Raw genomic sequence first — 25,939 nt, forward strand, 5'->3', positions numbered from 1 at the left:
TCACTCCATTTTATAAATAATATTAGTCTTACTTATCATACTGCTCTTGAATCAAATTGTTGCATATCTAATTCTTCTGCAAAGTGGCACGCTGTATAATGACCATCTTCTATTTCTTTTAACTCTGGTGTTTTTTCTCTACATTCTTTTTCAGCATAAATACATCTAGTATGAAAAGGACATCCTGATGGCGGATCACTTGGAGACGGTATTTCATCAGATAAAGGTATCCTTTCTTGTTCAATACTTGGGTCAGCAATTGGCACGGCAGATAATAAAGCTTCTGTATAAGGATGACTTACATTTGATACTAATTCACTAGTTTCAGCAACTTCTACTAAATTACCTAAATACATAACAGCTACTCGATCTGCAATCCGATCAACTAAAGCTATATCATGTGAAATAAATAAATAGGTTAAGTTTAATTCGTTCTGTAAATCTTTCATTAAATTGATCGTTTGGCCTTGAATCGAAACATCAAGAGCTGATACAGGTTCATCAGCTACAATTAAATCAGGATTTAAAGTCAATGCTCGTGCAATAGCAACCCTTTGTCGCTGGCCCCCACTAAATTCATGCGGAAAACGACTTAAATAACTTGGTCTTAAACCTACTTTTTCTAATAGACCCTCAATCTCTGATCTTATTTCTACCTTACTTTTGCCTAAATCATGAAACTTATATGGTTCAGTTAAAATTTGTAGTATATTCATCCTTGGATTTAAAGCAGAATAAGGATCCTGAAAAATAGTCTGGATTTCTCTTCTTAAATTTAATAAATCCTTAGAAGTAACCTCTGTAACATCTATCTTATTATCTCGATTCTTAGAATAATAGTTGATCTCTCCAGCCGTAGCTTCATGAATTTTTAAAATACAACGCCCTAAAGTGCTTTTGCCACAACCACTTTCCCCAACTAAAGCAACAGTCTCTCCTCTCCTTATATTTAGACTAACACCATCAACTGCTTTTACATACCCTACAGTTCTTTTAAAAATTCCTTGTTTAATAGGAAAATATTTCTTTAGATTTTTCAGTTCAAGAATTACATCTTGCTTGTTAATCAGATTCTGTTCCGTCATTAGCTTCACCTCCATGTAACCAACACTTAACATAATGGCCTGATTCTACTTCGATCATCTGAGGTTTTTTACCTGCAATACACTGTTTACATTGTTCTTCACAACGCGTACTAAATCTACATCCAGCTGGGATATTAAAAGGATCAGGAACCATTCCCTCTATAGTAGTAAATTCTTGCCCACGATTCCTGCCTAAAACTGGTACTGCTTCTAATAACCCTTTAGTATAAGGATGTAATGGAGAATGATATATATCTTTAACATCAGCATATTCAACAATCTCCCCTAAATACATAACTGCTACTTTTTCTGCTATCTGAGCTACAACACCTAAGTTATGAGTAATTAATAATAAAGAAGTTTTAAATTCAGCCTGTAATTCCTTTATTAAATCAAGTATTCCTGACTGAATAGTAACATCAATTGCTGTAGTTGGTTCATCAGCAATTAATAGGGTAGGATTGCAAGCAAGTCCGATAGCAATCATTACTCGTTGTCGCATTCCCCCACTAAATTGATGTGGATATTCATCAAATCTCTGCTCAGGGTTGGCAATACCTACCTTCCCTAATAATTTTATTCCCCTTTTTCTAGCTTCCTTTTTGCTCAAATCAGTGTGTCTAATAATAATCTCCATAACTTGATTACCAATTGTATAAACTGGATTTAAAGCAGTCATTGGATCCTGAAAAATCATAGAGATCTCATTACCACGGATATTAGCATACTCTTCACCATCAGGGTCAAGTTCTACTAAATTCTTCTCTCTTTCATTTTGATTATATAAAATTTCTCCATTTATCTCTGCAGGTGGTTGAGGCAATAAACCCATAATTGACTTAGCTGTAACACTTTTACCTGAACCACTTTCTCCTACTAAAGCTATACTAGTATTTTTAGGAATTACAAGATCAACTCCATCAACAGCACGCACTCGACCCTCAGGAGTATCAAAATGCGTCTTTAAATTCTTTATTTCTAATAATTTTTCTTGTTTCATAAAATAATCACCCCTCTATAAGATACGATTTTAATCTGAATAAGGATCAACTGCGTCTCTTAATCCATCTCCTAGAAAGTTAAATCCAAGAACTGTAACTAAAATAGCTACTCCTGGAATTATTATCCAAGGGTGCTGACCAATAGTTTGAATCGTAGTAGCATTACTTAATAATACACCCCAACTAACTAGTGGTGGTTGAATACCTAACCCTAAAAAGCTTAAGGCACTCTCCGCAATAATAAGTCGAGGAATAGTAATTGTTCCAATTACAATAATATGACTAATTACATTTGGTATAATGTGCTTAAAAATTATATAAGGTGCACTAGCTCCTAATGTTTCAGCTGCAAGAACAAATTCAGTTTCTCTATATGATAACACTTTACCTCTAACTTCTCTAGCTAAATTGACCCAATTAATAAAAGCAAAGACCACTATAATCCCAAAGAAAGTAGCCAGTGGGGGCCAAGTAGGTGGAATTGCTACACTTAAAGCCATCCATAAAGCTAAACGAGGAAACATGCGAATAATCTCGATAATTCGCTGAATTACCATATCAACTTTCCCAGCATAGTAACCAGAAATAGCACCAATCGTTGAACCTACAACCACCGTTATTAAAGCTCCTAACAAAGCTACAGTTATAGAAATTCTACTCCCATAAAAAATTCTACTTAACAAATCACGCCCTAATTTGTCCGTTCCTAATAAATGAATTGATGCTTTATCTCCTTGGATTCCAAATAAATGTAGGTCTGATTCAAATAATCCTAAGAACTCATACTTCCAACTACGCACTAAAAAATTAATTGGGTATCTTTTAGATTTATCTTCTTTATATACTCGTTTCCAAGTATCAGGGTCTAACCCCTCTTTAACTTGATAAACGAAAGGACGCAAATGAAAATCACCGGTTTGATCAATAAAATGAATTTCTTGTGGTGGTATATATACACTATCTAGATTGTTGCTATTATAATCATACGGACTTAAAAAAGGAGCAAATATACTGATTAATATAATAGCACTAACCATTATTAATCCTGCCTGGGCCAAGCGATTTTGATTAAATCTGCGCCATAATTTATCCCAATAACTCTCTACTTTAGTTCTTTCCTCTACTACTTCCTGCTGTACTTCAATTTCTTGGGGTCTTGTTTTCATTTTACTCATATGAAACCCTCGGATCTACCCAGGCTAACAAAATATCTGATAATAGATTGCCAATTACTAAAGTAGTAGCAAGCATCATAAGGAAAGAACAAGCTAAATAAGTATCCTGGCTAACTAAAGCATCATAAAACATTGGTCCAGTAGTTGGTAAGTTTAATACAATACTACTCACCATAGCTCCTTGAATTAAAAATGGTAAAGACATTCCTAGATACATAACTATTGGTTGAATTGCATTTCGTAAAGCATGCTTAAAAATAACAAAATTCTTTCTTAAACCCTTAGCACGAGCCACCATAACATAATGTTCATTTAAAGCATCTAATAAATTAGTTCGCATCACACGCATATTTCTAGCTGTACCAGCAGTTCCTACTACAATTATAGGAATCCAAATATGCTTTAAAAAGTCTATAAACTTGGCCCAACTCCAAGGAGCCATTACATACTTAGGAGAGAATAAACCTCCCACATGGGCCCCTAATTTCACACTAACAAAATACATCAACACTAAAGCAAAAAAGAAATTAGGAATTGAAAGACCTAAAAAGGCTAAAACTGTGAAAATAGAATCTAAAACTCCATATTTATAGATAGCAGAAAAAATTCCAATTAAAACCCCAATAACTACTGAAAATAAATGAGCCCCTAAAGCAATTAATATCGTCATCCCTAACCGACTCCAAATTACCTCTGAAACTGGTTTTTTATAGTTAAATGAATAACCAAAATCACCATCAGTTAAAATTGCCTTAACCCAATTGAAATAGCGAATTAAAAGAGGTTGGTCAAGACCATATCTTTCTTCCATTTGCTTAATTATTCTTTGTGCTTCATCTCTTGATAATCCAGCTCGAGACATTAATCTACTTTTAGCAGTAGTCAAAAAACTCCCTGGCGGAAGAGTAATAATTATAAAAGAAACAAAACTTATTATTAACAATAATGGTATTGCATACATCGTACGTCTTACAATATAGCTTAGCAATTTTATACCCCCTTATTTTAAATTTAATGGGAGGGGGCTCCCCCCCACCTTTTATTTAATAATCACTAGGTGTAATAATATTATCTTCATACAGCTCTTCTTTTTGTTTTTCTTTTGGTGTCCAAATAATCTCTAGAGGGAAGTTGGACATAGTCCAATCATACTGATAAACAGGAGTATCTGGAGCTATATTCTTAAGTCTACTATTAATTCCTATTCCACGTCTAACTTGAATTAAAGGAATAGTATATAAATTTTTAGTATATAGCTTTTGAATCTCTCGGTATAAGCTCATCTTTTGCTCTACATCATTAGTTACCTTAGCCTGTGCTAATAATTTTTTCATCTTTGCTTCAAATGGTAATAAATCACGTTTACCACCATTTCCAGCCGAATGCCAATATGGTGTGCTTTTAGTTACTAGACCTATATAATCAGGATGAAGAGCTGGAGTAAATCTATAATCTTCTCTACCTACATTTATCTCATAATCATTGGCGTTAGTTTTAGAATTAGATAAGGTAGCTTTTAATGGCTTAGGATTGAAGTCAATTCCTACTTTTCTATACATTGGAACTAATGCTTGTGTTATATCAATAGTTGCACTCTGGTCAGCATCAATTAATGCCTCAATAATTAAATCTTGCCCAGCTAATAAACTATTCTGTGGCCAATTAACAATACCATTATCATCAGTATCTTTAAATCCTAATTCTGCTAATAACTCTTTAGCTTTTGTTACATTATACTTATAAGCAGTGACATCTTCTTTCTTGTAATAGGCTGACCCTTGAGTATAGGCTCCATACCAGGGCTTAACAAACTTTTGACTTGGAAATAAAGCATTAGCTATTCCGGCTCGATTAGTAGCATAAGATAGTGCTTTTCTAAACTTCAACTTTCTAAATAAATTACGCAATGCTTTATCTCTCTTAGTAGAATTATTCTTGTATAAAGATAAGTTGAAATTTAGATGATAAGCTGAATCAAAAGGACCAAAATTAATATCTATATAATCTTTTTGATTAGCTGCTTGTTTAATAGTTGCAAAAGCACTTGGGTTTTCTATATTTGTTCTATCACCAGAACCATTAATCAAATTAAGTGTCCGAGTTTTTCCGCTATTGGCTTCTGTAAACCATACTTCATTAAGATAAGGTAGTTGATTACCTTCCTCATCTACTTGCCAGAAATAGGGATTTCTTGTTAAAACCAACATTTGACCTGGTTTATACTTTGTTGGCACATAAGGACCCAGAGTTGCTACTGGTAAATCCTGAGGTGCTTTAGCATTAAGAAACTCTTGATAAGTTATATCCTCATTAAATGCTGGATGCAAAGATTTATAGACATGTTTAGGGGCTATAGCAAATCTGGGTTCAGCCATCTCAAAGAGAGCCTGTTGAGGTCTAGAAACCCCAAAATGCCACTTAATAGTATAATCATTTACCTTTTCTATCTTAGTAACCTCTCCTCCATAAGTCCATGTACCTTTACTAGCTAAACTAGGAACTCTTTCATCTAGAATAAAATGTCGGTAAGTAAAAATAATATCATCAGCAGTAAATGGTTGGCCATCTGACCATTTAGCACCTTTGATCAAGTTCATTGTTAAAGTTTTTCCATCTGCTGACCACTTCCAATCAGTTGCTACACGAGGAAGTACCTTTGGCTTCTCTAACATCCACATTGGCCCTAAATCTACTAATCCTGTTTGAACTATCTGATTAATTCCAAAATAACCTTGGATCTGACCTGCAGCCCAATTCCAACCTTCAACTGGTACTGCAAAAGTGTCTCGCCAAACACCTCCATACTCTCCAATACCATTAGCCATCATTGTTCTTTGAACCACACGAGGATTGCTAGGTAGTCTCTTGTCAACAGAAGGTAATTTACCCGCTTCTACTAATTCTTCAAGTTGTGGAGCTTGATTATAATCTGCTAAAGACTTATAGACCCATATCTCACTTGGAGCAAGTCTAGAACCAAGTTTTTTAGCTTTCTTAGTAACTACTTTTTCTTTAACTTTCTTCTTTTCTTGTTCTTCATCATCGCCAAAGATCCACCAAGCACCAGCAGTCATTGATAAAGAGAAGACTAATACTAAAGCTAAAACTGTCACCAAACTTTTTTTCTTAAACAATTTAATTCCTCCTTTTTATTTAAATAAGTTAAAGCCACTTATAAAATTAATACTTTTTTGAATAATCTAAAACAACTAATTGAATTCTGGTAACCAATCACCATGAGCTACAATTAAATCATCACATAAAGAGATAATTTCATCTATTGATAACTCAGCAGAAGTATGAGGATCTAACATAGCAGCCTGATAGATATAATCCTTCTTCTTAGTTAAGGCAGCTTCAATTGTCAAAAGATCAACATTAATATTAGTTCTATTTAAAGCAGCTAACTGTAGTGGTAATTCTCCTACATGGCAAGGTGTTACACCACTTTTATCAACTAAACATGGCACTTCAACCACAGCCTCATTAGGTAAGTTAGTAATTAAATCTGTATTTAATACATTCCCACCAATTTTATAAGGCTCTCCTGTCTCCATTGCTTCTATAATATAAGAGGCATATTCGTGACTACGCTGATGTTCTAAGTCCTCATTATTAACTAGTTCATCTCTCATTTCTTCCCACTCTTGAATTTGTTTTTCACAACGACGTGGGTATTCATCTAAGGGAATATTAAACTTATCAATTAATTCTGGATACTGACTCTTAATAAAATAAGGTAAATATTCTGCATTATGTTCGCTAGATTCAGTTACATAATAACCGAAACGTTTCATCATTTCATAACGTACCAAATCATCATGTGAATCCTCTCTACTAAATGCTTTTTCTTTGATTTTTGGATATAAATTTTTCCCATCTCTTGTAACTTCTAACAACCAAGACATATGATTAATCCCCGCTACTTTCCATTGTACACCTTCTGGACTCATTCCTAACGGCTCTAACAGTTCTGATACACACTTTTGAACACTGTGACATAAACCTACCGTCTTTATATTAGTAGCTTTTAACATAGCACCAGTTAACATAGACATTGGATTAGTATAATTTAAAAACCAAGCATCTGGACATACTTCTTCCATATCTTTAGCAAAGTCAAGTAAGATAGGAATAGTTCTTAATGCTCTAAAGATACCGCCAATTCCTAAAGTATCTCCAATTGTCTGACGTAAGCCATACTTGTTAGGAATTTCAAAATCAGTTACTGTGCAAGGTTTATAACCGCCTACCTGAATTGCATTTACTACATAATCTGCATCTCTTAAAGCCTCCTTTCGATCATTATAAGCAACAATCTTTGCATCTCCGTCATAATTTTGGTTAAGATTATTAAGCATCATTTCAGAATCTTTTAATCTTTGCTGGTCGATATCATATAAAGCAATCTGAGAATCTTTCAGTGCTGGCGTCAATAGACAATCTCCTAGTACATTCTTAGCAAAAACAGTACTACCTGCTCCCATAAATGTGATTTTTGGCATTGTAAACCTCCTTATAATCATCACTTCATGACTTTTAATAAAAAATACCCACCTCAAACACCTAGTGATCATAGGTATTAAAAATGGGTATTATCAGCTTATAGACTTATCCCAAACTTATTTAATTAATCTTATTAAGTAGTCAAAAAATAATCTAACAGATCATGAAGCATTTTATTATCTTATAGAGTTTCCCCAAAATTATAATACCAGCAAGCCAACATTGCTATTATAGCAATAGTTTAGACAACATTAATTGTTGTGATTGTTGGTATTTGATATTTTTATTAATAAAACTTTGGATACCTGTTCGGGTTTTCTTGAAAATATTATAAATTCCAGTAGCTATTGCATAATAATCAAATTCGGGGATATCATAAATTCTTTCAGATAATTTAGTTATCCACATATTTAATTTAGTTTTATTTCGCTTTTCTGACAGCATAGCAATAAAACCAATTAAAATACTAAGTAGCAAATCCATAGTTCTAATACTATTTAAAGATCTGACTCTAATATTTTCTAAATTGAATTGTTGTTTTTTAAATCGAAAGTATTCTTCTACTTTCCATCTTTTTAAGTATGCTTCAAATATAGTTTTAGTAAGTTTTTTTGATTCAGGAGCTAAATTACTAATTAATATCATAGGGGTTAGCCCAAGCCCTTTTACTATAACCATAGTTAAATCTTTATCTGGCATAGCAGGAAGTTTTATTTCAGCATAACTATACTTTGCTTTTTGGGGATTATTGTTTTTATCTTTAAAATTAGCAACATATTTACCTTTGTAAAACTTTGCTACATCTAATATATTCATTGTTTGCCCTTTATAAATAACATTTCTAGTTTTTTTAGCTCTAATAACAAAATTACATTCATCATTGTTTTTTGTAAAATATTTATAAAAACGATTATTATCGTACCAACGATCTAAGGCATAAATACCTTGATTCCCAAAGTGTGATTTAACAAAATCAAGACCTTTGATAGTCTCTATATTCTGACTTTTGAATCCTTTTTCTTTAGTAGAATAAACCCGAGAATATACAGAAAGCGGCATCTCATGTTCTTCTGTTAATGCTGCAATTTCAAAAGTATCATAACCATCGTTAATTTTCCCAGTGCTTCCATCACGAACTTGGTCTAATGCTTCTAATTTTTTGCTTGCAGGTTTAACTATATCAGATTTATCACAACAAAAAATTGTGTTTTCGTTAATGCATGTTTTAACTGAATTAATATAATTATTCATAACTGTTGATCTTTGATCAAAATTTTTACAATTGCGAGATAAACGATCAATTACTTTTTTTAATGTTATATCTTCTTTTAAAGCTCTAGAAATTTCACTTAATAATATAGATTGACTTTCTAATAGACCATATAATATTTGAAAAATGAATTTAGATTTTGGTTTTGATAAATTTTTAGTGATTTTATCTGAAAAAGTTGATAATTTTCGTTTCAATTGATAGATAAGTTTGGTATAATTAATCATGGTGAAATGACCTCCTATTTGGTTTTGGTTGCCAAACTAATTATACCAAATTTAGGAGTTCATTTCACCTTTTTTTATTTTAGAGCAGTTACTATCTGTTTTACCAAAAGTTATCCACAATTTTATTATCAATAAGTTCTAATTTATTATTTTTGAAAAAATGGGGAAACTCTACTTATTATCTTGTATTGATATTATACTCTCTTTTTAGTATAATGTAAATGCAGTTATGTAGCTCAAATATGTTTGAATGTTAAATTCTTTCCGACATTTAAACATATTTGATTGTGAAATAAAAAACTAAGGAGGTATTATATGTCAAGGAAAATGCAATTTCATAATATTAATAATCAATTTAATCATACTGATTTAAAAGTCCATCAGTGTGGCTTTGAAGACTGTAATCCTAAGCATTCTTGGGGCCCTGGAGTTAGAGATTACTTTTTAATTCATTATGTTTTCGCAGGGCAAGGTACCTTTAAAAAAGAAAATAAAGAATACAAAATAAAAGATAAACAAGCATTTTTAATATGTCCTAATGTTGTCTCTTCTTATCAAGCCGATACAGATAATCCTTGGACTTATGCTTGGGTTGGTTTTAATGGATTAAAAGCAGAAACATACTTAGATTTAGCAAGTTTTAATCAAGAGAATCCTGTTTTACCAAGAGTGGAAGATGATTCAATTATAGAAATTTTTAATAAATTAAATGATATTGAGAAATTAAACCAAAATAAAGAAATAAAATTATTAGGGCTCCTTTATCTTCTTATATCTAGATTAATTGAAACAAATGGTAGTCACCTATCCTATCATAACAATCTAAATAACCAAAAAGAAGGATATATAAAAAGAGCTATAAGTTTCATAGAAAATAATTATCACAGAAAAATAACTGTTAGTGAACTTGCAAATTACGTGGGTATAGATAGAAGCTATCTGTGGTCCATCTTTAAGAAAAAGGTTAGTACTTCTCCACAACAATTTATCATTCATTTTAAAATAAATAAAGCTCGTGAACTAATGAAAAAATCTAATATATCTATTAGGGAAGTAGCTCAATCAGTAGGCTACAAAGACCCTCTGGCTTTTTCTAAAATATTTAAAAAGAAAGAGGGAATCTCTCCAGCAGAATTTAAAAAGCATTTTCAAAAATAATAGGGCAGGAATATTCCTGCCCTGAAAAACTATTGCTTGAATTAATTTTTATTAATTACTACGATTGGGGATTACAGCTCCATTAGCTGCAGAAGTAACTAACTGAGAATAATTATAGAGATATCCCGTACAATCACAACTTGTATCTGCTTCTAGTTCTTCACACCGCACTATAAAATCTTCTGCTTCAACTTCAATTGTTCCTTGCTTGATATCAACAGAAATAATATCCCCTTCTTCTACTGCTCCAATTGGCCCTCCTTCAGCTGCTTCAGGAGAAATGTGCCCTACAAAACAACCATTATTAGAACCAGAAAAACGGCCATCTGTAACTACACAAACCTGGCTACCTAATCCTTTACCTACTAATAATTTCATTGGCTTATACATCTCTGGCATACCAGGGCCACCTATAGGTCCTTCATTTCTAATAACTACTACATCTCCTGGTTTTACCTGCCCAGCTTTTATTCCTGCTAAAGCTTCTTGCTCATTTTCAAATACTACCGCAGGTCCTTTAAACTGATGAGCTTCTTTAGGAATTGCTGATGGCTTTGTAATAGCTCCATCTGGGGCCAAATTCCCCTTAAGCACTGCTATCCCCCCAGTTTTATTAGCTACATCTTGAACTTTATTAATTACTTCTTCATCTTTAGTTTCAGATTGAGCAATATTATCTTCTACTTTCTTACCTGTTACTGTCAAAGAATCTAACTTAAGTTGAGAACTTAACTCTTTCATCACTGCTGGAACTCCTCCAGCTTCATAAAAATCAAGCAAAGTATAAGAACCACCAGGTATTAAGGGCACAAGATGAGGAATTTGACTACTCAATTCCCCAAAATCATCTAAATCTAGATCAATACCTGCCTCATAAGCAATAGCTAGAATGTGTAATACAGTATTCGTAGATCCCCCAATTGCTGAGTTAACCTTTATTGCATTAGCTAAAGAATTTTTGGTAATAATATCTCTAGCAGTTATCTCTTCTTCTATTAAATCTAATATTACTTTACCAGTCTGATAAGCAACTGCCTTCCGCTTGCTATAGACTGCTGGAATAGATGCACTTCCAGGTAAAGACATACCCACCGCTTCCGATAAACAACACATAGTATTAGCCGTTCCTAACATAGCACAAGAACCAACTGTAGGACAAGCATTATCCTCTAGCCATAAGTATTCCTCTTCACTCATCAATCCATCTTGTAAAGATCCTAATGACTGCTGAATAATTGAATGATCAATATATTCTCCTCCATAAGGGTTATTCTCCTCTAATTTGCCTGGTAAAGTTGGCCCACCATTAACTAAAATAGATGGTAGATCAAGACGAGCTGCAGCCATTAGCATACCAGGAACAATCTTATCACACGAACCTAATAAAACCATAGCATCTATTCGATGAGCTTGCATCATCATTTCTATATCATTAGCAATTAGTTCTCTAGTAGGAAGAATATGATTCATGCCATCATGACCCATAGCCATGCCATCACAAGCTCCAATTGTCCCAAATTCAACCGGGGTTCCTCCTGCTGCTCTAATTCCTTCTCTAACCTGCTGGGCCAACTCCTTTAAATTATAATGGCCAGGGCAGATAGTATTAAAGGAATTAACTACAGCAACAATAGGTTTATCCAATTCTTCATCTGTATATCCATTAGATTTATATAAGGCTCTAACATTAGACCATTCTGGTTGGGAAAGAATATCTTTACTTCGTCGCATTTAGACCACCTTTCTTTTATTTCATATATCCACCTTTCATTGGAGAAGTAGCTAACTTAGCATATTGGGCCAAGACCCCGCTTTTAGCTCCTACATCTGGTTTAGTCCACTCTTCTTTTCTAGCTGCTAATATTTCCTCAATCTCATGAGCTTCTTTCTCTTCTCCAGCAACTCCTACAATCTCTAGTTTACGCTCTGGAATATTAATTTTAATCAAATCTCGATTCTCTACCAAAGCGATTGGCCCTCCTGCTGCTGCTTCGGGAGAAACATGGCCAATAGCTGGACCACGAGTGGCACCTGAGTAACGACCATCTGTAATTAAGGCAGTAGTAGATACTAACTCTGGGTCAGAAGCAATTGCCTCTGTTGTATAAAACATTTCAGGCATTCCAGTACCCTTTGGCCCTTCATAACGAATAAATATCACATCACCTGGTTCAATATTCTGATTAATAATTGCGTCTCTTGCCTCTTCTTCACAGTCAAAAACACGAGCTGAGCCAACGTGTTGGTGCATCTCTTTAGCTACTGCAGAATGTTTAACAACAGCACCTTCTGGAGCTAGATTACCTTTTAAAATAGCTACAGCCCCTTCATCAGAAATTGGTTCTTCTCTAGAAACTAAAACATCATCTATTTCAACAGAGTAATTATCTGTAAATTTAGCTCTACAGTCACCAATAAATCCATCTTTCTTTAGTTTCTTTAAATTTTCGCCTAAAGTCTTACCTGTAACTGTCATCTGGTCAAGGTGTAATAAGTCTTTAATCTCTTCCATTACTGCTGGTACTCCTCCAGCATACCATAAAGCCTCACAAGAATATTCTCCGCTTGGAATTACATTAGCCAAATAAGGAGTGCGTCGATGAATCTCATCAAATAAATCTGGCTCAATCTCAATACCAGCTTCATAAGCTATAGCTGGAATATGTAACAAAGCATTTGTAGAACCAGCTACTGCTGCATGAAGAGTAATTGCATTCTCGAAAGCCTTCTTAGTCAAAATATAACTTGGGTTAATATCTTCTTTAACTAAATCCAAAATCTGCTCTCCAGCCCGTTGAGCAAAGTCATCAAGAACTTCATCTTTAGTTGGAGCTAAAGCAGAACCAGGTAGCGCTAAACCTAATGCTTCAGCAATAACCTGCATAGTATTAGCCGTCCCCATAAACTGACAGGAACCACAACTTGGACAAGCCTCATTTTGATACTTTGTGAATTCTTCTTCTGTAATCTCTCCTCGCTCTAATTGAGCAGCATAGGTACCTATCTTCTCTAAAGTTAAACCATCTTTCCCAGGGCTCATAGTTCCACCTGGTACATGAATTACTGGCATATCAACTCTAGCCGCTGCCATTAAATGGGCTGGAATTGCTTTATCACAAGAAGAGGTCAGTACAACTCCATCATACGGATGACCCAAAGCATGAATCTCAACCATATTAGCAATCATTTCTCGTGAAACAAGAGAATAATTCATTCCATCATGGCCTTGGGCTACCCCATCACAGATATCAGTTACTGTAAATTCAGCTGGTTTAGCTCCTACATTACCTACTCCGTTAGCTATCTTATCAACAACTCTATCTAAATGAAAACTACCCGGATGGCTTGGCCCGTAAGTACTATCAACCAAAATTTGGGGTTTAGATAAATCATCTCTATCCCAACCTGCAGCCAAGCGTAAAGGATCAATTTCAACTCCTACTTCTCTTAGTTTCTGACTCTTTAGCATATTATCACTCCATTTTTAGTTTATTACCACTCAGCAACTGTTCCATCCTGGTGACGCCAAACTGGATTCTTCCAATTATGCCCTTCTTGGGCCATCTTTCGTACATGCTCCTCATCAATTTCAATCCCTAAACCAGACCTCTGAGGAATCTCCACATAACCCCCCTGATAATCAAATACAGATGGGTCAACTAAATATTCTAATATATCACTTCCTTGATTATAGTGAATTCCTAAGCTCTGTTCTTGGATATAGGCATTATGAGCTGTAGCATCTACCTGTAAACAGGATGCTAAGGCAATTGGCCCTAATGGACAATGAAAAGCTACTGCTACATCATAAGCTTCAGCCATAGCAGCAATCTTTTTACATTCGGTAATTCCTCCAGCGTGAGAAAGATCAGGTTGGATAATATCTACATATCCCTTGGCTAGTAAATCTTTAAAGTCCCAACGAGAGAACATTCTTTCTCCTGTTGCAATTGGAGTTCTAGTTTGCTTCGTAATTTCCTTTAATACTTCATTATTCTCTGGTAGTACTGGCTCTTCAATAAACATTAAATTATATGGTTCCAACTCCTTAGCTAAAACCTTGGCCATTGGTTTGTGAACCCGACCATGAAAGTCGACTCCAATACCAAAATCTTCTCCTACCTCTTCTCGCACTGCAGCCACTCTATCTACCACTTCTGCTACTTTCTTATTAGAATCAATATACTGTAATTCCTCAGTTGCATTCATCTTAATAGCAGTAAAGCCTACTTCCTTTCTTTTTTTAGCAGCTTTACCTACATCACTTGGTCTATCGCCACCAATCCAGGAATAAACCCTAATTGAATCCCGACAAGCTCCACCTAATAGTTCATAAATAGGAGCATCATAATACTTTCCTTTAATATCCCAAAGTGCTTGATCAATTCCTGCAATAGCACTCATTAAGATTGGCCCGCCACGATAAAAACCACTTCTGTATAAAACTTGCCAGTGATCTTCTATTCTAAGAGGATCTTTTCCAATTAAATACTCACTTAATTCTTCTACAGCAGCTTTTACTGTCTTGGCCCTTCCTTCTACTACTGGTTCCCCCCAACCACTAATTCCTTCATCAGTTTCAACTTTTAAAAATAACCATCTCGGAGGAACAATAAAGGTTTCTAAGTTAGTGATCTTCATCTTTATTACCCCTTTATACTATATTAATCAACTTTAACCTTTACAATCACTTTTTTGGCTTCTTGACCATCAGCTAGACAAATACCAGGCATATGAATATCTTGAGGCATAAAGACTACAAAATTTCCTGGCTCAACTGCAATAAAATCACCATTACCTGCAAAAGTTAAAAAGTCATTATCTTCATCATATTCATCAAGCTCCATTCTTTCTAAATTAGAATAGCCCATTAATTCAGTTCCTTCTACAAGATACTGAATATCAATATACTCACGATGTCCTTCCCAAACCCCCTCTTCTTGAGATTTAGTTTCATAGGAATCTACTATAGCAAAGATATTATCGCCATCTATTTCATATTTACCCTCTTCCATCTCTGAGAAATCATTTTCTTCTAAGAATTGAAAGGCCTCTTTTAATCTTCCCCCCAATCCATAATAACAAGACGAATTAGCAAGATTATCAATAATCATATTTAAACTCCCCCTTTAATACTTAAATAACTATCAGTTAAGCTAATGACTCTCTAGTCTCTTCTACAATTTGAGTTAACTTTTTAGCCTTTTCAGTTATCACTTCATAATTCTCATTTGCTATGGCTTCTTTATCCATTAAAGCACTTCCAACTCCAAGTGCTACTACTCCAGCCTCAATAAAGTCTGCAGCATTATCTATACCAACACCACCTGTAGGCATCATTGGAATATGGTCTAGTGGTCCTTTGATACTCTTAATATATTTTGGCCCCATAACTCCCGCCGGAAATACCTTTACTAAATCTGCTCCAACTTGATAAGCATTAACAATTTCAGTTGGAGTCATAACTCCTGGAACCACTACTTTCCCATAGCGATTACAAACTTTAATCACATCTTGATTTAAGTTAGGAGCAAAGATAAATTCAGCTCCAGCTAGGATAGCATCTCGGGCTGTTTCACCATCTAATACTGTTCCAGCTCCTACAATTGCATCTGTATCCTCTACCCTTTCTGATACTTCTTCAATTAAATTTATAGCACCAGGAGAATTTAAAGTTATTTCTAAAGCTTTTACTTCTCCTTCTAATAGAGCATCAACAATATTAACTACTTTATCTACTTCCATACCTCTAATAACTGCTACAACTCCACTATCTATAATTGTTTGTAGATTCTCTTGTTTTTCCACTTTTATCCCCCCATTACTATCTAGTAATAGCTTCTTTCTCTCCCGTAAATACTTCCACTTCTTCTCTAGTAGGTAGTCCCTCTACGTCACCAATAACTGTAGTAGCAAAAGCACCTACTGCATTAGCTAATCTAGTAGATTCTACTAAATCTTTTCCTCTTAATTGACCAGAAATAAATCCAGCTGCAAAACCATCTCCTGCTCCAATTGGATCTACAACTCTCTCTACTGGATAACCTGCTACTTTTTCCTTACTATCTTTGTTAGCTACCAAAGCACCTTTGGCTCCTAATTTAACTACCACAATCTCTGCACCTAAATTTAAAATTTCTTCAGCTATCTCTGTTGGATCATCTGTTCCTAACAAAATTTCTCCTTCTTCCATTCCTGGTAATACAACATCTACCTTCTTAAATAAATCTAACATAACTTCTCGCATTCTTTCTTTACTCCACAATTTTAAACGCAAGTTAGGGTCTAAAGAAACCTTAACATTATTCTCTTTAGCTATTTTAATTGCTTTTAAAATTGTATTGTGACAAGATTCACTTAGTGCAGGTGTAATACCTGTTAAATGTAAATACTTAGCTTGGGCAATATAATCTTCAGATAGATCTTCTGGCTTCATTTTACTAGCTGCTGACCCATGCCGATAATAATAAACATTACTCTCTCCTAATTCTCTTCTTTCTTTAAAGAATAATCCTGTAGGAGCCTGAGAAGTAAACTTAACTTGGGAAGTATCCACTCCCTCTCCTCTAATAAAAGATTTCACATACTCCCCATGTGGATCATCTCCTAATTTACTAAACCAACCTACTTGATGATCTAATCTAGCTAAGCCAATAGCAAAATTACTTTCCGCTCCTCCTAATTGCTTTTTATAATCATAAATATACTTTAGACTCCCTGCTTCTACAGGATTCATCATCACCATAGTCTCTCCAAGAGTAACTACATCTAGCATAATTTACCCTCCCTAAATTTATTTATCTAACACATCTTGATTAACTAAGTACTTAGGTTTGTTATCAACTAATACATCTGCAACCCCTTCGGCTGCTCTTGTTTTTAATTCGACTAGTGCATCTTCAGAATACCAACCCACATGAGGATTAATAATTACATTATCCATCTCTAATAATGGATTATCCTTTTCAATTGGCTCTTGTTCTGTTACATCTAAACCAGCTCCAGCTAATTCTTCATTTTCTAATGCTTCAATTAATGCTGCTTCATCTATTACTGCACCTCTAGCTGTATTAACAATAAAAGCTGATTCTTTCATTAACTTAAATTCTTTAGTGCTAATCATATGTCTTGTCTTCTCATTTAAAGGTGCATGAACTGATATAAAGTCTGCTTTTTCCATTAATTCATCTAACTCAACTAATTCAACTCCATATTCCTCCTCTACACCTTCATCTACAAAGGGATCATAAACTAATAATTCAAGTCCAAAAGCTGCAGTCTTCTCTGCTAATTTATGGGGAATTTTTCCAAAACCAACAATTCCTAAACTCCTACCTCGCAATCGATAAATTGGTTTTCCAACATTAAAGTCCCAATTTCCTGCCTTAACATCATTGTTCAGTAAGACAGTCTTTCTAGCACAGGCTAGTAATAAAGCTAAAGCTTGATCTGATACTTCATCTTGACAATACTCTGCTACATTAACCACCTTAACTCCATATTCAGTTGCTGCTTTTAAATCTACTGTATCTACTCCTATCCCATACCGAGCTACAACTTTTAAATCAGGTAAGGCCTTAAATACTTTTTCGCCTATTTGAGCATACTGAACTAACAAACCTTCTATATCTTCAGGAGCTGCCTCGATAACTTCTTCCTCAGTTCTAGCTTGTGCCTTTAAAAATTGAGCATCAATCTCCTCTAATACCTTTTCTTCATACTCTAAAGTTTCATATTCATAATCAGTAACCATCACTTTAAATTTAGACATTATAACTCCTCCTTTATTAATTTAGTACTGAAAATAGTATTGTTTCTATATAAAAAACCTTGTTTCAAATATATGGTAAAAATTAAAGACTACCCTAGCAAATTTCTAATATCTCCTCTAATTTATCATTGTATAGTATCTTTAAGCCCTATTATATTTTCATTTTCAATAGCAATTTTTCTGACTAAATCCACTTCTATATTTATCCCTGTTAAATTTGATAAATAGGTTGTAATTACGCTCCTTAATTAACCCATCATTAAATTAGGAATAAACATAACCAACTGTGGGAAAAAGATCAATAAAATTAATATAACCATTAAAGTAAATAAAAATGGTAAAATAGACTTAACTAACTGCTCCATTTTAACATTACCGACTCCACATGCTACATAAAGCACTGTTCCCACTGGTGGAGTAATTAATCCAATTCCTAAATTAATACACATAATTACACCAAAATAAACTGGGCTAATGCCAAGTTGTTCAACTATTGGTAACAAGATTGGAGCTAAAATTAATAAAGCAGGAGTCAAATCCATAACACAACCAACAACTAATAATAAAGCATTGATAATTAACATAATTACTATCTGAGAACTAGTAACACTGTTAATCAACTCAGCCAGCTGATATGGTACTCGGGCTGTAGTCAATAACCATGCTGTTACCATTGCCATTCCACATAAGAATAATACAGTAGCTGTTACTCGAGCTGTTTTTAGTAGTAAATCAGGAATATCACCAAAATCAATTTCTTTATAAACAAAAATTGATAAGACTAAAGATAATATTACTGCAATAGCTCCTGCTTCAGTAGCCGTAAAAACACCACCTAAAATTCCACCTACGATTAATAAAGGTAATGATAGAGCTAAACTTGCTTCTTTAAAACTTGAAATAACCTCTTTAAAACTGAAACTCTTACTTGCTGTAGCCTCTGCATTACCATAACTATTTCGTTTAGTAGTAAAATAAGTAGTTACCATCAAAGCAGACCCTACTAAAATTCCTGGAATAATTCCTGCCATAAAAATCTGAGCAATTGATGTATTAGTTGTAATTCCGTATAAAATAAAGGGAATACTTGGTGGGATAATAATTCCTATTACAGCCGAAGAAGCAGTAATTGCAGAGGAATAATCAGCTGGATAATCCTCTTCTACCATAGGAGGAATCAATAACCCTCCAATTGCTGCTGTATCAGCAATTGCTGAACCAGAAATACCACCAAAAAACATACTAGCTAAAATATTAACATGTCCTAAACCACCAGTAATAAATCCAACTAAGGAATCAGCAAATTTAACTAGTCTTTTAGCTATTCCTCCTGTATTCATAATCTCTCCTACAAACATAAAAAATGGAATTGCCAACAACGGAAAACTATTCATCCCTTGAATCATCTTTTTGGTTAAAATTACAAAGTCAAAATCCATAGCAGACATAATTACCATATTGGATAATCCTAAACTAAATGCAACCGGAATTCCTAAAAATACAAAGGAAAATAAAGTTCCTAAAAATAACCATAGCATGTTATCCCTCCTAATTAATCATCAAATTATACTACCTTTTCTTCTTCCTGTGACTCTTTTTTATTTGAATTACTAAATAAATTACTAATTCTTCTTTTTATCTTTCCTAAAGCAATTAAGAACATAAAAATAGTACTGACTGGAACGATAGCATAAACTCTACTCATCGGAATTTGTAATGCTGGTGATGTATTCGAAGTAAATTGAACAACTGTAATTCCCGTCTTAATTAATACAGCAATAACTAATAATACTCCTAAATCTGCAATTAATCTAACTATTGTCTTAACTTTCTCTGATGGTATCAAATCTATCACAAGATCTAATCCAATATGCTCATCTTTTTCATAAGCTAATACTGCTCCTAGAAAAGTTAGCCAAATAAATAAAAATCTTGATGCTTCTGATGCCCAGCCTAAAGAATTATTTAATACATATCTAGAAAAAACATTCAGATTAACAACTATCATAATAGTAATCGTAATAAATATTACAAAATATTTATACAAATTATAAATTTTCTTAAACATTTTAATTCACCTCCTGATACTAAATAAATATAGAGGGGATATCCCCTCTATATTTATTTAACTTTTACTTGTTTTGGTATTCTTCAACTTCATTCATTACATCTTTAATTAACCCAGCACCAATTTCTTCTTCATATTTTTCATAAACTGGTTGAACTGCTTTTTGGAATGCCTTCTTTTCTTCAGCAGAAAGAATAGTTACATTCATCTTATCCTTTAATTTCTCTCTATACTTAGCATTCATCTCACGATTTATTTTTCTTTGATAATCTTTAACCTCTTTAGCTGTTTCTCTAAGGATTTTTTGTAAATCACTAGGTAATTTATCATAAAACTTCTCAGAGACCATTAATACAAATGGAGAATAAACATGTCCAGTATTAGTTACATAATCCTGAACTTCATAGAAGTTTTGTAGATAAATAGTTCCCCATGGGTTTTCCTGTCCATCAACTACACCTTGTTGCATAGCAGAGAATAATTCGCCAAATGCCATTGGAGTTGGATTAGCTCCCATAGCTTCCCAAGCAGCTAAATGAATTGGATTTTCCATAGTTCTTACTTTTAATCCTTTAATATCTGCAGGTGTTTTTACTGCTCTTACACTATTAGTTAAATGACGAAAACCATTCTCCCAATAAGCTAATCCAATAAGGCCTTCCTTTTCTAACTTCTTAAGTAATCTTTGACCTACAGGACCATCTAATACATAATCAGCAGCTTTATTACTTGGGAATAAGAATGGTAAATCAAATACCTTAAATTCTGGTATAAAACCACCAATTGGAGCTGTCGAAGGACAAGTTACTTCCTGAGTTCCTAACTGTAATGCTTCCATCATTTCACGGTCATCACCAAGCTGACTAGAATGATATAACTCCATCTCAATCCGTCCATCACTTCTTTTTTCGACCATTTGTTTCCACTTCTCTAATGCTTTAAACTGAGCCGATTTATCATTTAACCCAATACCAGCTCGAATAGTATAAACTTTCTTCTTATTATTATCTTTATCTTCACCAAAAATCCACCAAGCACCAGCATCACTACTAAGAGTCAACAAAGAACCTGCTAATAAAACTAAAACTAAAGCAACTGATGTAAGTTTCTTATTAAACATTTAAATTCCCCCTCTAAATTTTAGTAAAATAATAAATGCCTACTCCACCCATATTAAAATTAAATATAGGTTCCAGTAGGCTTGTAAAGTTATAATCTTATTCTACTTTTAAATTATTTCTTATTAAGAAACTAAGTTTTAATAAATGGGCAAAATTTAAATCCCTTACTTCTTTTCCACCCCCCCTTTTTAAGAAATTGGGAAAAACATAGGGTTATTATATAATCTTTATCGTATTATAAAACTATGTTTTGGTACAAAAGTAATAAAAAATGATACAACTTATTAAATTATAATTTGTTTCTTATTGAAAAACATTGTTTCAACTTGATTACATTTATATTATAAGGAATTAAAAATCAATTGTCAAGGATTTCTACTATTTATTATAATTTGTTTTTTGTATAATATTATACTATTATTACTTTTCTATTGATTATTGGGATTATAACCTAAACGGTATGATATCTGTAATCCTGTCTCTCTAACCTGCTTGGCTAATTCAGAGATTCTTTCTTTAGTAACTCTCATAGTTGGCCCTGAAACACTAACTGCAGCTACTACATCTCCATCATAATCAAAAATTGGTGCTGCTATACACCTGATTCCTGCTTCATTCTCTATTTCATCAATAGCATATCCTCTCTCTTTAACGAGGTCTAAATGTTCTTTGAACTCCCGAGGATCTGTAATCGTATTCTCAGTCTGTTTAGGCATACCTTTCTTTTTAATTATCTTATCTACTTCTGTTTCAGCTAAATAAGCTGCCATTGCTTTACCAACTCCAGTACAATGAATTGGACCTCTAGCTCCTATTTGGGAAGCCATAGTGATCGTTTCTGGGCTTTTTACCTTATCAATATATAAAACTTCCCCCTGATCTAAAGTAACTAAGTGTACTGTTTCATTAGTCTTTCTAACTAACTCTTCTATATATGGCTTTGCATACTCTCTGACTTCTAAATCATTAAAGATTCTACTCCCTAATTCAAATAACTTTAACCCTAACTTATATTTTCCAGTTTCTTGATCTTGTTCAACTAAACCCCTATAAACTAAAGTAGATAATAACCTATGAACTGAACTCTTATGAACGTCCAATCTATTACCTATCTCTGTCACCCCCAACCCATTTTCATACTTTGCTAACTCTTCTAAAATATTAATTGATCTATTTACAGATTTAACTAAGTTATTTGGTTTAGTTCTCATTTTATCTCTCCTTCCTCAAATTAATTTCTAATAATAAAACATTGTTTCATATTATATTAATTAAAGACTATAATTATAAATTCCTTCTTCAACTTCACTTTTATTTGGTGTAAAATAAAGTTTAGTTTACCATAAATTTAGGATAGTACTTTATTATTCGCAGAAAAATAAGTCAATGTACTAAGATACTGAAATCTTACAGAAATTAAATAATTAAAACTATTATATAAAGTCAGAGGCTATTAATAGCCTCTGACTTTAAACATACTTATCTATTTTAGTTCTGGCCAATAATCTTCATTAGCTTCAATTAACTCATCTAAAATCTCTTTAGCAACTGGTGTATCAACTACTGTTCTATTTAGAGTTAACGCCTGCAATGCCTTATTATAGTCCTGTTCAAAGTAAGCATCTACAACCAACTTCTCATAAGCTAACTGTCCTTCAATTAGTCCCTTCTGGAAAGTAGGAATTTCTCCTACTGCAAATGGCTTTGGCCCATTACTAGTAAGTTGGGCTGGTACCTCAACCATTGCATCATCTGGTAAGTTAGAGATAATACCATTATTCTCTACAATTACAATATAAGTGTCTCCTATATTATAAGCTAAAGAAGCTGCCACTCGTACCATATAGCGACCATGAATATCTACCTCTAAATCTGCTCCTTCAGTAGTTCCTGCTTCTGTGATACTATCAGATAACTCCTGGACTCTCTTTTCTCTACCATCCATTACCTGATTAGCTCTTGTATACTCTGGATCTACCTTATCTACCATCTTTTCAGGATATAAATAGTATTGTAGATAAGTGTTCGGTAGATACTCTGGGAAGTCAGTTAACATTCTCTCTACCTGCTTAAATGTCTTCTTCCAAGATGGATCTTCAGCAATCTCAGCATCCTCTGGAGCAAATCCTTTATTTAAGATATGACCTTTTAGCTTATCTGTCAAATCATTTCCTTCTTTGTCACGAATTTTAGTAAACCAGCCAAAGTGATTTAATCCAAAGTATTCTGGTACTAAGTCCCAGATTTCTTTATCTAAAATTCCTGCAAAACTAACCATAATTGCCGCTGGCATATCACAGATATTTAAGATCTTATTGTCATTAGGAAATTCTCTTTTTAAAGCCTCTGCTACAATTGCAGCTGGATTTGTATAATTTAAAATCCAAGCTTCTGAAGCATAAGTTCTAATATCATTAATCAGTTCAATCATATCTCCAATAGAACGCATACCATAAGCCATACCACCTGGACCACATGTCTCTTGGCCAACAACACCATGGCTTAATGGAATCTCTTCATCCTTGGCTCTCATTTCAAGTCCGCCAGTTCTAATTTGAACAAAAACAAAGTCAGCCCCTGTAAAAGCCTCTTCTTTATCAGTAGTATAGTTAAACTCTTCTACTTCAGGATATTTCTCTTTTAATATGATTTCAGTAGCTTTAGCAACTCTTTCTTGTCTTTTAGCATCAATATCATAAAATGTAATACTTTTTAATGGAAAATTATCTTTTTCTGCTATTAGACTCATAATCATACCTAGAGTATAAGTGCTTCCACCACCTGCTATGACTAGATTTTGTTTTTTCATGCAGTATGCCCCCCTATAAATTAACTTATTTACTCTTTATCCCTTTCTTCAAATAACAATACCATTTCAGAAACTAAATCTCTTGCCATGCTAGCATTCATAAAGTGATCTTCAGCATGGGCCAATAACAAACTCATATTTACTTCCTCACCAGCTGATTCTTTTTGTACTAAATTAGCATGCATTTTATGGGCTTTAGATAATTTCTCATTAGCCTCTTCTAGCAATTCTTTTGCTTTATCATACTCACCTTTACGTGCCTTCCGTAAAGCCATCATTACATCACTTTTCCCGTCTCCAGCATGAGAGATAATTTGAAATACAATCTGTTCTATATCAATATCCTCATTTAATTCAGATGCTTCCATAGCCATTTTTAATTCCCCCTTATCAACTTAAAAATTTATAAATAAGAAAATAATTTCTTAAGAAGTCACTGTTCCTCCGGCAGCTTCTGCCTTTTCTTCTTTTACTTTTCTTTCTTTTTTAACTTCCTTTTTCTCCATCATCTTAAAGAATGGATAATAAATCACTGTAGATAATACTAGGTTAAATACACATAAAATTACTGATCTCCAGTCCATATTAGTCATAAAAGCTCCAAGCGGTGCTGGTAAAAATAATGGTGGATCAATAAATGGCTTAGCTACAAAACCAAAATCAATAACTAAATAAGAGATCAAGCCAACAATTGTCGGTCCCAAAACAAATGGAATAAACATAATTGGATTTAATACAATTGGTAACCCAAATATAATTGGCTCATTTACATTAAAGATAGCTGGTACTATTCCTAACTTCCCAACTTGTTTTAAATGATCAGAATCACTAAATAACATCAGTGCTGCCAATCCACCTGTTAACCCAGAACCTCCTGCCAATAAGAAATAAACATAAAATCCATGAGTAAAGACGTAAGTTAATGGTTCTCCCGCAGCTTGTGCCGCAGCATTAGCTGCTAAATACTGAGTTCCTAATGGTAAAAAGATACTACTTGTAATTGCATAACCATGCAATCCAACAAACCATAATAATTGAGTAATCAAAATCAATACTACAAAAGCAAGTGGGCTATCTAAACTATTAATTGCTGGTGCTAAAGTATTCATTAATAATTCTGGAAAAATTACTCCAGTTGCAGCTTTAATCATTAAAGAAATACTATAGAATAAGACTACATTTACAAATAATGGGATGATACTTTGAAAAGTCTTTAAAATAGAAGGTGGTACACTATCCGGTAAGTTAAATGTAATAGCATGATTATCCAAGAATTTAGCTACCTCTACTGTCAACAATCCTATAATAATACTAGCAAAAATACCTTTAGCATCTAAATAAGTTGGTATAATTTTACCATCTACATACTTAGCACAAACTAATAACTGCACAATCAATGCAGAAGTTGCTGTTCCTAAAGGATACAAATCATATCTTTTCCCTAAATGGTAAGCTATACTAAAAGCAGAAAAAAGCGATAGCAAACCAATAGTTAGTTTAAATGGAAACATAATCACTCCAGCATTATTCTTAATTAATTCCTCAAATCCTACTAACATACCATTTGGAATTAAATTTGGGATTGCACTAATTAACAAACTCAAGCAACCTACTATTAAAACAGGCATCAAACTAACCATACCATCTCTTACAGCTTGAATATGACGTTGACTTTGAATTTTGTTTGCTAAAGGCATTAAATATCTTTGTAATAATTGTTCAACTTTATCAAACATTTTAGTACTCAT

Annotated in this window: 22 protein-coding genes; 1 reads left to right on the forward strand and 21 read right to left on the reverse strand. The window is 33.5% G+C overall.

Features of this window, described 5'->3' with window-relative positions; genetic code table 11:
• Positions 1-35: 35 nt before the first annotated feature.
• The 7 genes from HALHA_RS12320 to HALHA_RS12350 form a co-directional block, all read right to left on the reverse strand.
• Positions 36-1,085: an ABC transporter ATP-binding protein gene (locus HALHA_RS12320; protein ID WP_015328102.1), complete on the reverse strand. Its 1,050-nt coding sequence runs from the start codon at positions 1,083-1,085 to the stop codon at positions 36-38.
• On the reverse strand, positions 1,063-2,085 hold the full coding sequence (locus tag HALHA_RS12325) for an ABC transporter ATP-binding protein (protein ID WP_015328103.1): 1,023 nt from the start codon (positions 2,083-2,085) through the stop codon (positions 1,063-1,065). The genes HALHA_RS12320 and HALHA_RS12325 overlap by 23 nt, the downstream gene beginning before the upstream one ends.
• Positions 2,086-2,115: 30 nt before the next feature.
• Positions 2,116-3,261: an ABC transporter permease gene (locus HALHA_RS12330; protein ID WP_015328104.1), complete on the reverse strand. Its 1,146-nt coding sequence runs from the start codon at positions 3,259-3,261 to the stop codon at positions 2,116-2,118.
• Complete coding sequence (locus HALHA_RS12335; protein WP_015328105.1) at positions 3,254-4,249, reverse strand: ABC transporter permease; 996 nt, start codon at positions 4,247-4,249, stop codon at positions 3,254-3,256. Before HALHA_RS12335 ends, HALHA_RS12330 begins: the two co-directional genes overlap by 8 nt.
• 55 nt (positions 4,250-4,304) lie before the next feature.
• Entirely contained in the window at positions 4,305-6,395 is a 2,091-nt protein-coding gene (locus HALHA_RS12340) for an ABC transporter substrate-binding protein (protein WP_015328106.1), read from the reverse strand.
• Positions 6,396-6,470: 75 nt separating this feature from the next.
• Positions 6,471-7,766, reverse strand: coding sequence for an alpha-glucosidase/alpha-galactosidase (melA, locus tag HALHA_RS12345; RefSeq protein WP_015328107.1), 1,296 nt, complete (start codon positions 7,764-7,766; stop codon positions 6,471-6,473).
• A 229-nt stretch (positions 7,767-7,995) separates the two neighbouring features.
• On the reverse strand, positions 7,996-9,264 hold the full coding sequence (locus tag HALHA_RS12350; protein ID WP_015326168.1) for a transposase: 1,269 nt from the start codon (positions 9,262-9,264) through the stop codon (positions 7,996-7,998).
• A gap of 315 nt (positions 9,265-9,579) precedes the next feature.
• On the opposite strand from HALHA_RS12350, the gene HALHA_RS12355 reads away from it, so the two are divergent.
• Positions 9,580-10,422: an AraC family transcriptional regulator gene (locus HALHA_RS12355; protein WP_015328108.1), complete on the forward strand. Its 843-nt coding sequence runs from the start codon at positions 9,580-9,582 to the stop codon at positions 10,420-10,422.
• Between the two features lie 51 nt (positions 10,423-10,473).
• On the opposite strand, the gene ilvD (HALHA_RS12360) is transcribed toward HALHA_RS12355, so the two are convergent.
• The 14 genes from ilvD (HALHA_RS12360) to HALHA_RS12425 all read right to left on the reverse strand — a co-directional run bounded on the left by ilvD (HALHA_RS12360) (position 10,474) and on the right by HALHA_RS12425 (position 25,939).
• Positions 10,474-12,153: a dihydroxy-acid dehydratase gene (gene ilvD / locus HALHA_RS12360; RefSeq protein ID WP_015328109.1), complete on the reverse strand. Its 1,680-nt coding sequence runs from the start codon at positions 12,151-12,153 to the stop codon at positions 10,474-10,476.
• A gap of 16 nt (positions 12,154-12,169) precedes the next feature.
• Positions 12,170-13,891: a dihydroxy-acid dehydratase gene (gene ilvD / locus HALHA_RS12365; RefSeq protein ID WP_015328110.1), complete on the reverse strand. Its 1,722-nt coding sequence runs from the start codon at positions 13,889-13,891 to the stop codon at positions 12,170-12,172.
• Positions 13,892-13,914: 23 nt separating this feature from the next.
• Positions 13,915-15,063 (reverse strand): galactonate dehydratase, encoded by a 1,149-nt coding sequence (gene dgoD, locus HALHA_RS12370; RefSeq protein WP_015328111.1) that lies wholly within the window; start codon positions 15,061-15,063, stop codon positions 13,915-13,917.
• Positions 15,064-15,086: 23 nt separating this feature from the next.
• On the reverse strand, positions 15,087-15,536 hold the full coding sequence (locus HALHA_RS12375) for a NanQ anomerase/TabA/YiaL family protein (RefSeq protein ID WP_015328112.1): 450 nt from the start codon (positions 15,534-15,536) through the stop codon (positions 15,087-15,089).
• Between the two features lie 37 nt (positions 15,537-15,573).
• Positions 15,574-16,230: a bifunctional 4-hydroxy-2-oxoglutarate aldolase/2-dehydro-3-deoxy-phosphogluconate aldolase gene (locus HALHA_RS12380; RefSeq protein ID WP_015328113.1), complete on the reverse strand. Its 657-nt coding sequence runs from the start codon at positions 16,228-16,230 to the stop codon at positions 15,574-15,576.
• A gap of 16 nt (positions 16,231-16,246) precedes the next feature.
• A complete protein-coding gene (locus HALHA_RS12385; protein WP_015328114.1) occupies positions 16,247-17,197 on the reverse strand; it encodes a sugar kinase in 951 nt (316 codons plus the stop codon).
• 18 nt (positions 17,198-17,215) lie between these two features.
• Positions 17,216-18,193: a C-terminal binding protein gene (locus tag HALHA_RS12390; protein ID WP_015328115.1), complete on the reverse strand. Its 978-nt coding sequence runs from the start codon at positions 18,191-18,193 to the stop codon at positions 17,216-17,218.
• Positions 18,194-18,441: 248 nt separating this feature from the next.
• Entirely contained in the window at positions 18,442-19,731 is a 1,290-nt protein-coding gene (locus HALHA_RS12395) for a TRAP transporter large permease (RefSeq protein WP_015328116.1), read from the reverse strand.
• 26 nt (positions 19,732-19,757) lie between these two features.
• Positions 19,758-20,261, reverse strand: coding sequence for a TRAP transporter small permease (locus HALHA_RS12400; protein ID WP_015328117.1), 504 nt, complete (start codon positions 20,259-20,261; stop codon positions 19,758-19,760).
• A gap of 64 nt (positions 20,262-20,325) precedes the next feature.
• The gene (locus HALHA_RS12405) at positions 20,326-21,381 is read right to left on the reverse strand and encodes a TRAP transporter substrate-binding protein (RefSeq protein WP_015328118.1); all 1,056 of its coding nucleotides are present in this window, start codon (positions 21,379-21,381) and stop codon (positions 20,326-20,328) included.
• Between the two features lie 429 nt (positions 21,382-21,810).
• Positions 21,811-22,593, reverse strand: a complete 783-nt coding sequence (locus tag HALHA_RS12410; protein ID WP_015328119.1) for an IclR family transcriptional regulator — start codon at positions 22,591-22,593, stop codon at positions 21,811-21,813.
• A 272-nt stretch (positions 22,594-22,865) separates the two neighbouring features.
• Positions 22,866-24,191 carry a 6-phospho-alpha-glucosidase gene (locus HALHA_RS12415; RefSeq protein WP_015328120.1) on the reverse strand — a complete coding sequence of 442 codons (1,326 nt, stop codon included), beginning with the start codon at positions 24,189-24,191 and terminating at the stop codon, positions 22,866-22,868.
• A gap of 29 nt (positions 24,192-24,220) precedes the next feature.
• Positions 24,221-24,565 carry a PTS sugar transporter subunit IIA gene (locus tag HALHA_RS12420; RefSeq protein WP_015328121.1) on the reverse strand — a complete coding sequence of 115 codons (345 nt, stop codon included), beginning with the start codon at positions 24,563-24,565 and terminating at the stop codon, positions 24,221-24,223.
• Positions 24,566-24,616: 51 nt separating this feature from the next.
• Positions 24,617-25,939, reverse strand: a complete 1,323-nt coding sequence (locus tag HALHA_RS12425; protein WP_015328122.1) for a PTS sugar transporter subunit IIC — start codon at positions 25,937-25,939, stop codon at positions 24,617-24,619.

It is taken from the genome of Halobacteroides halobius DSM 5150, from assembly GCF_000328625.1.
In the GTDB taxonomy this organism is placed as follows: Bacteria; Bacillota; Halanaerobiia; order Halobacteroidales; family Halobacteroidaceae; genus Halobacteroides; species Halobacteroides halobius.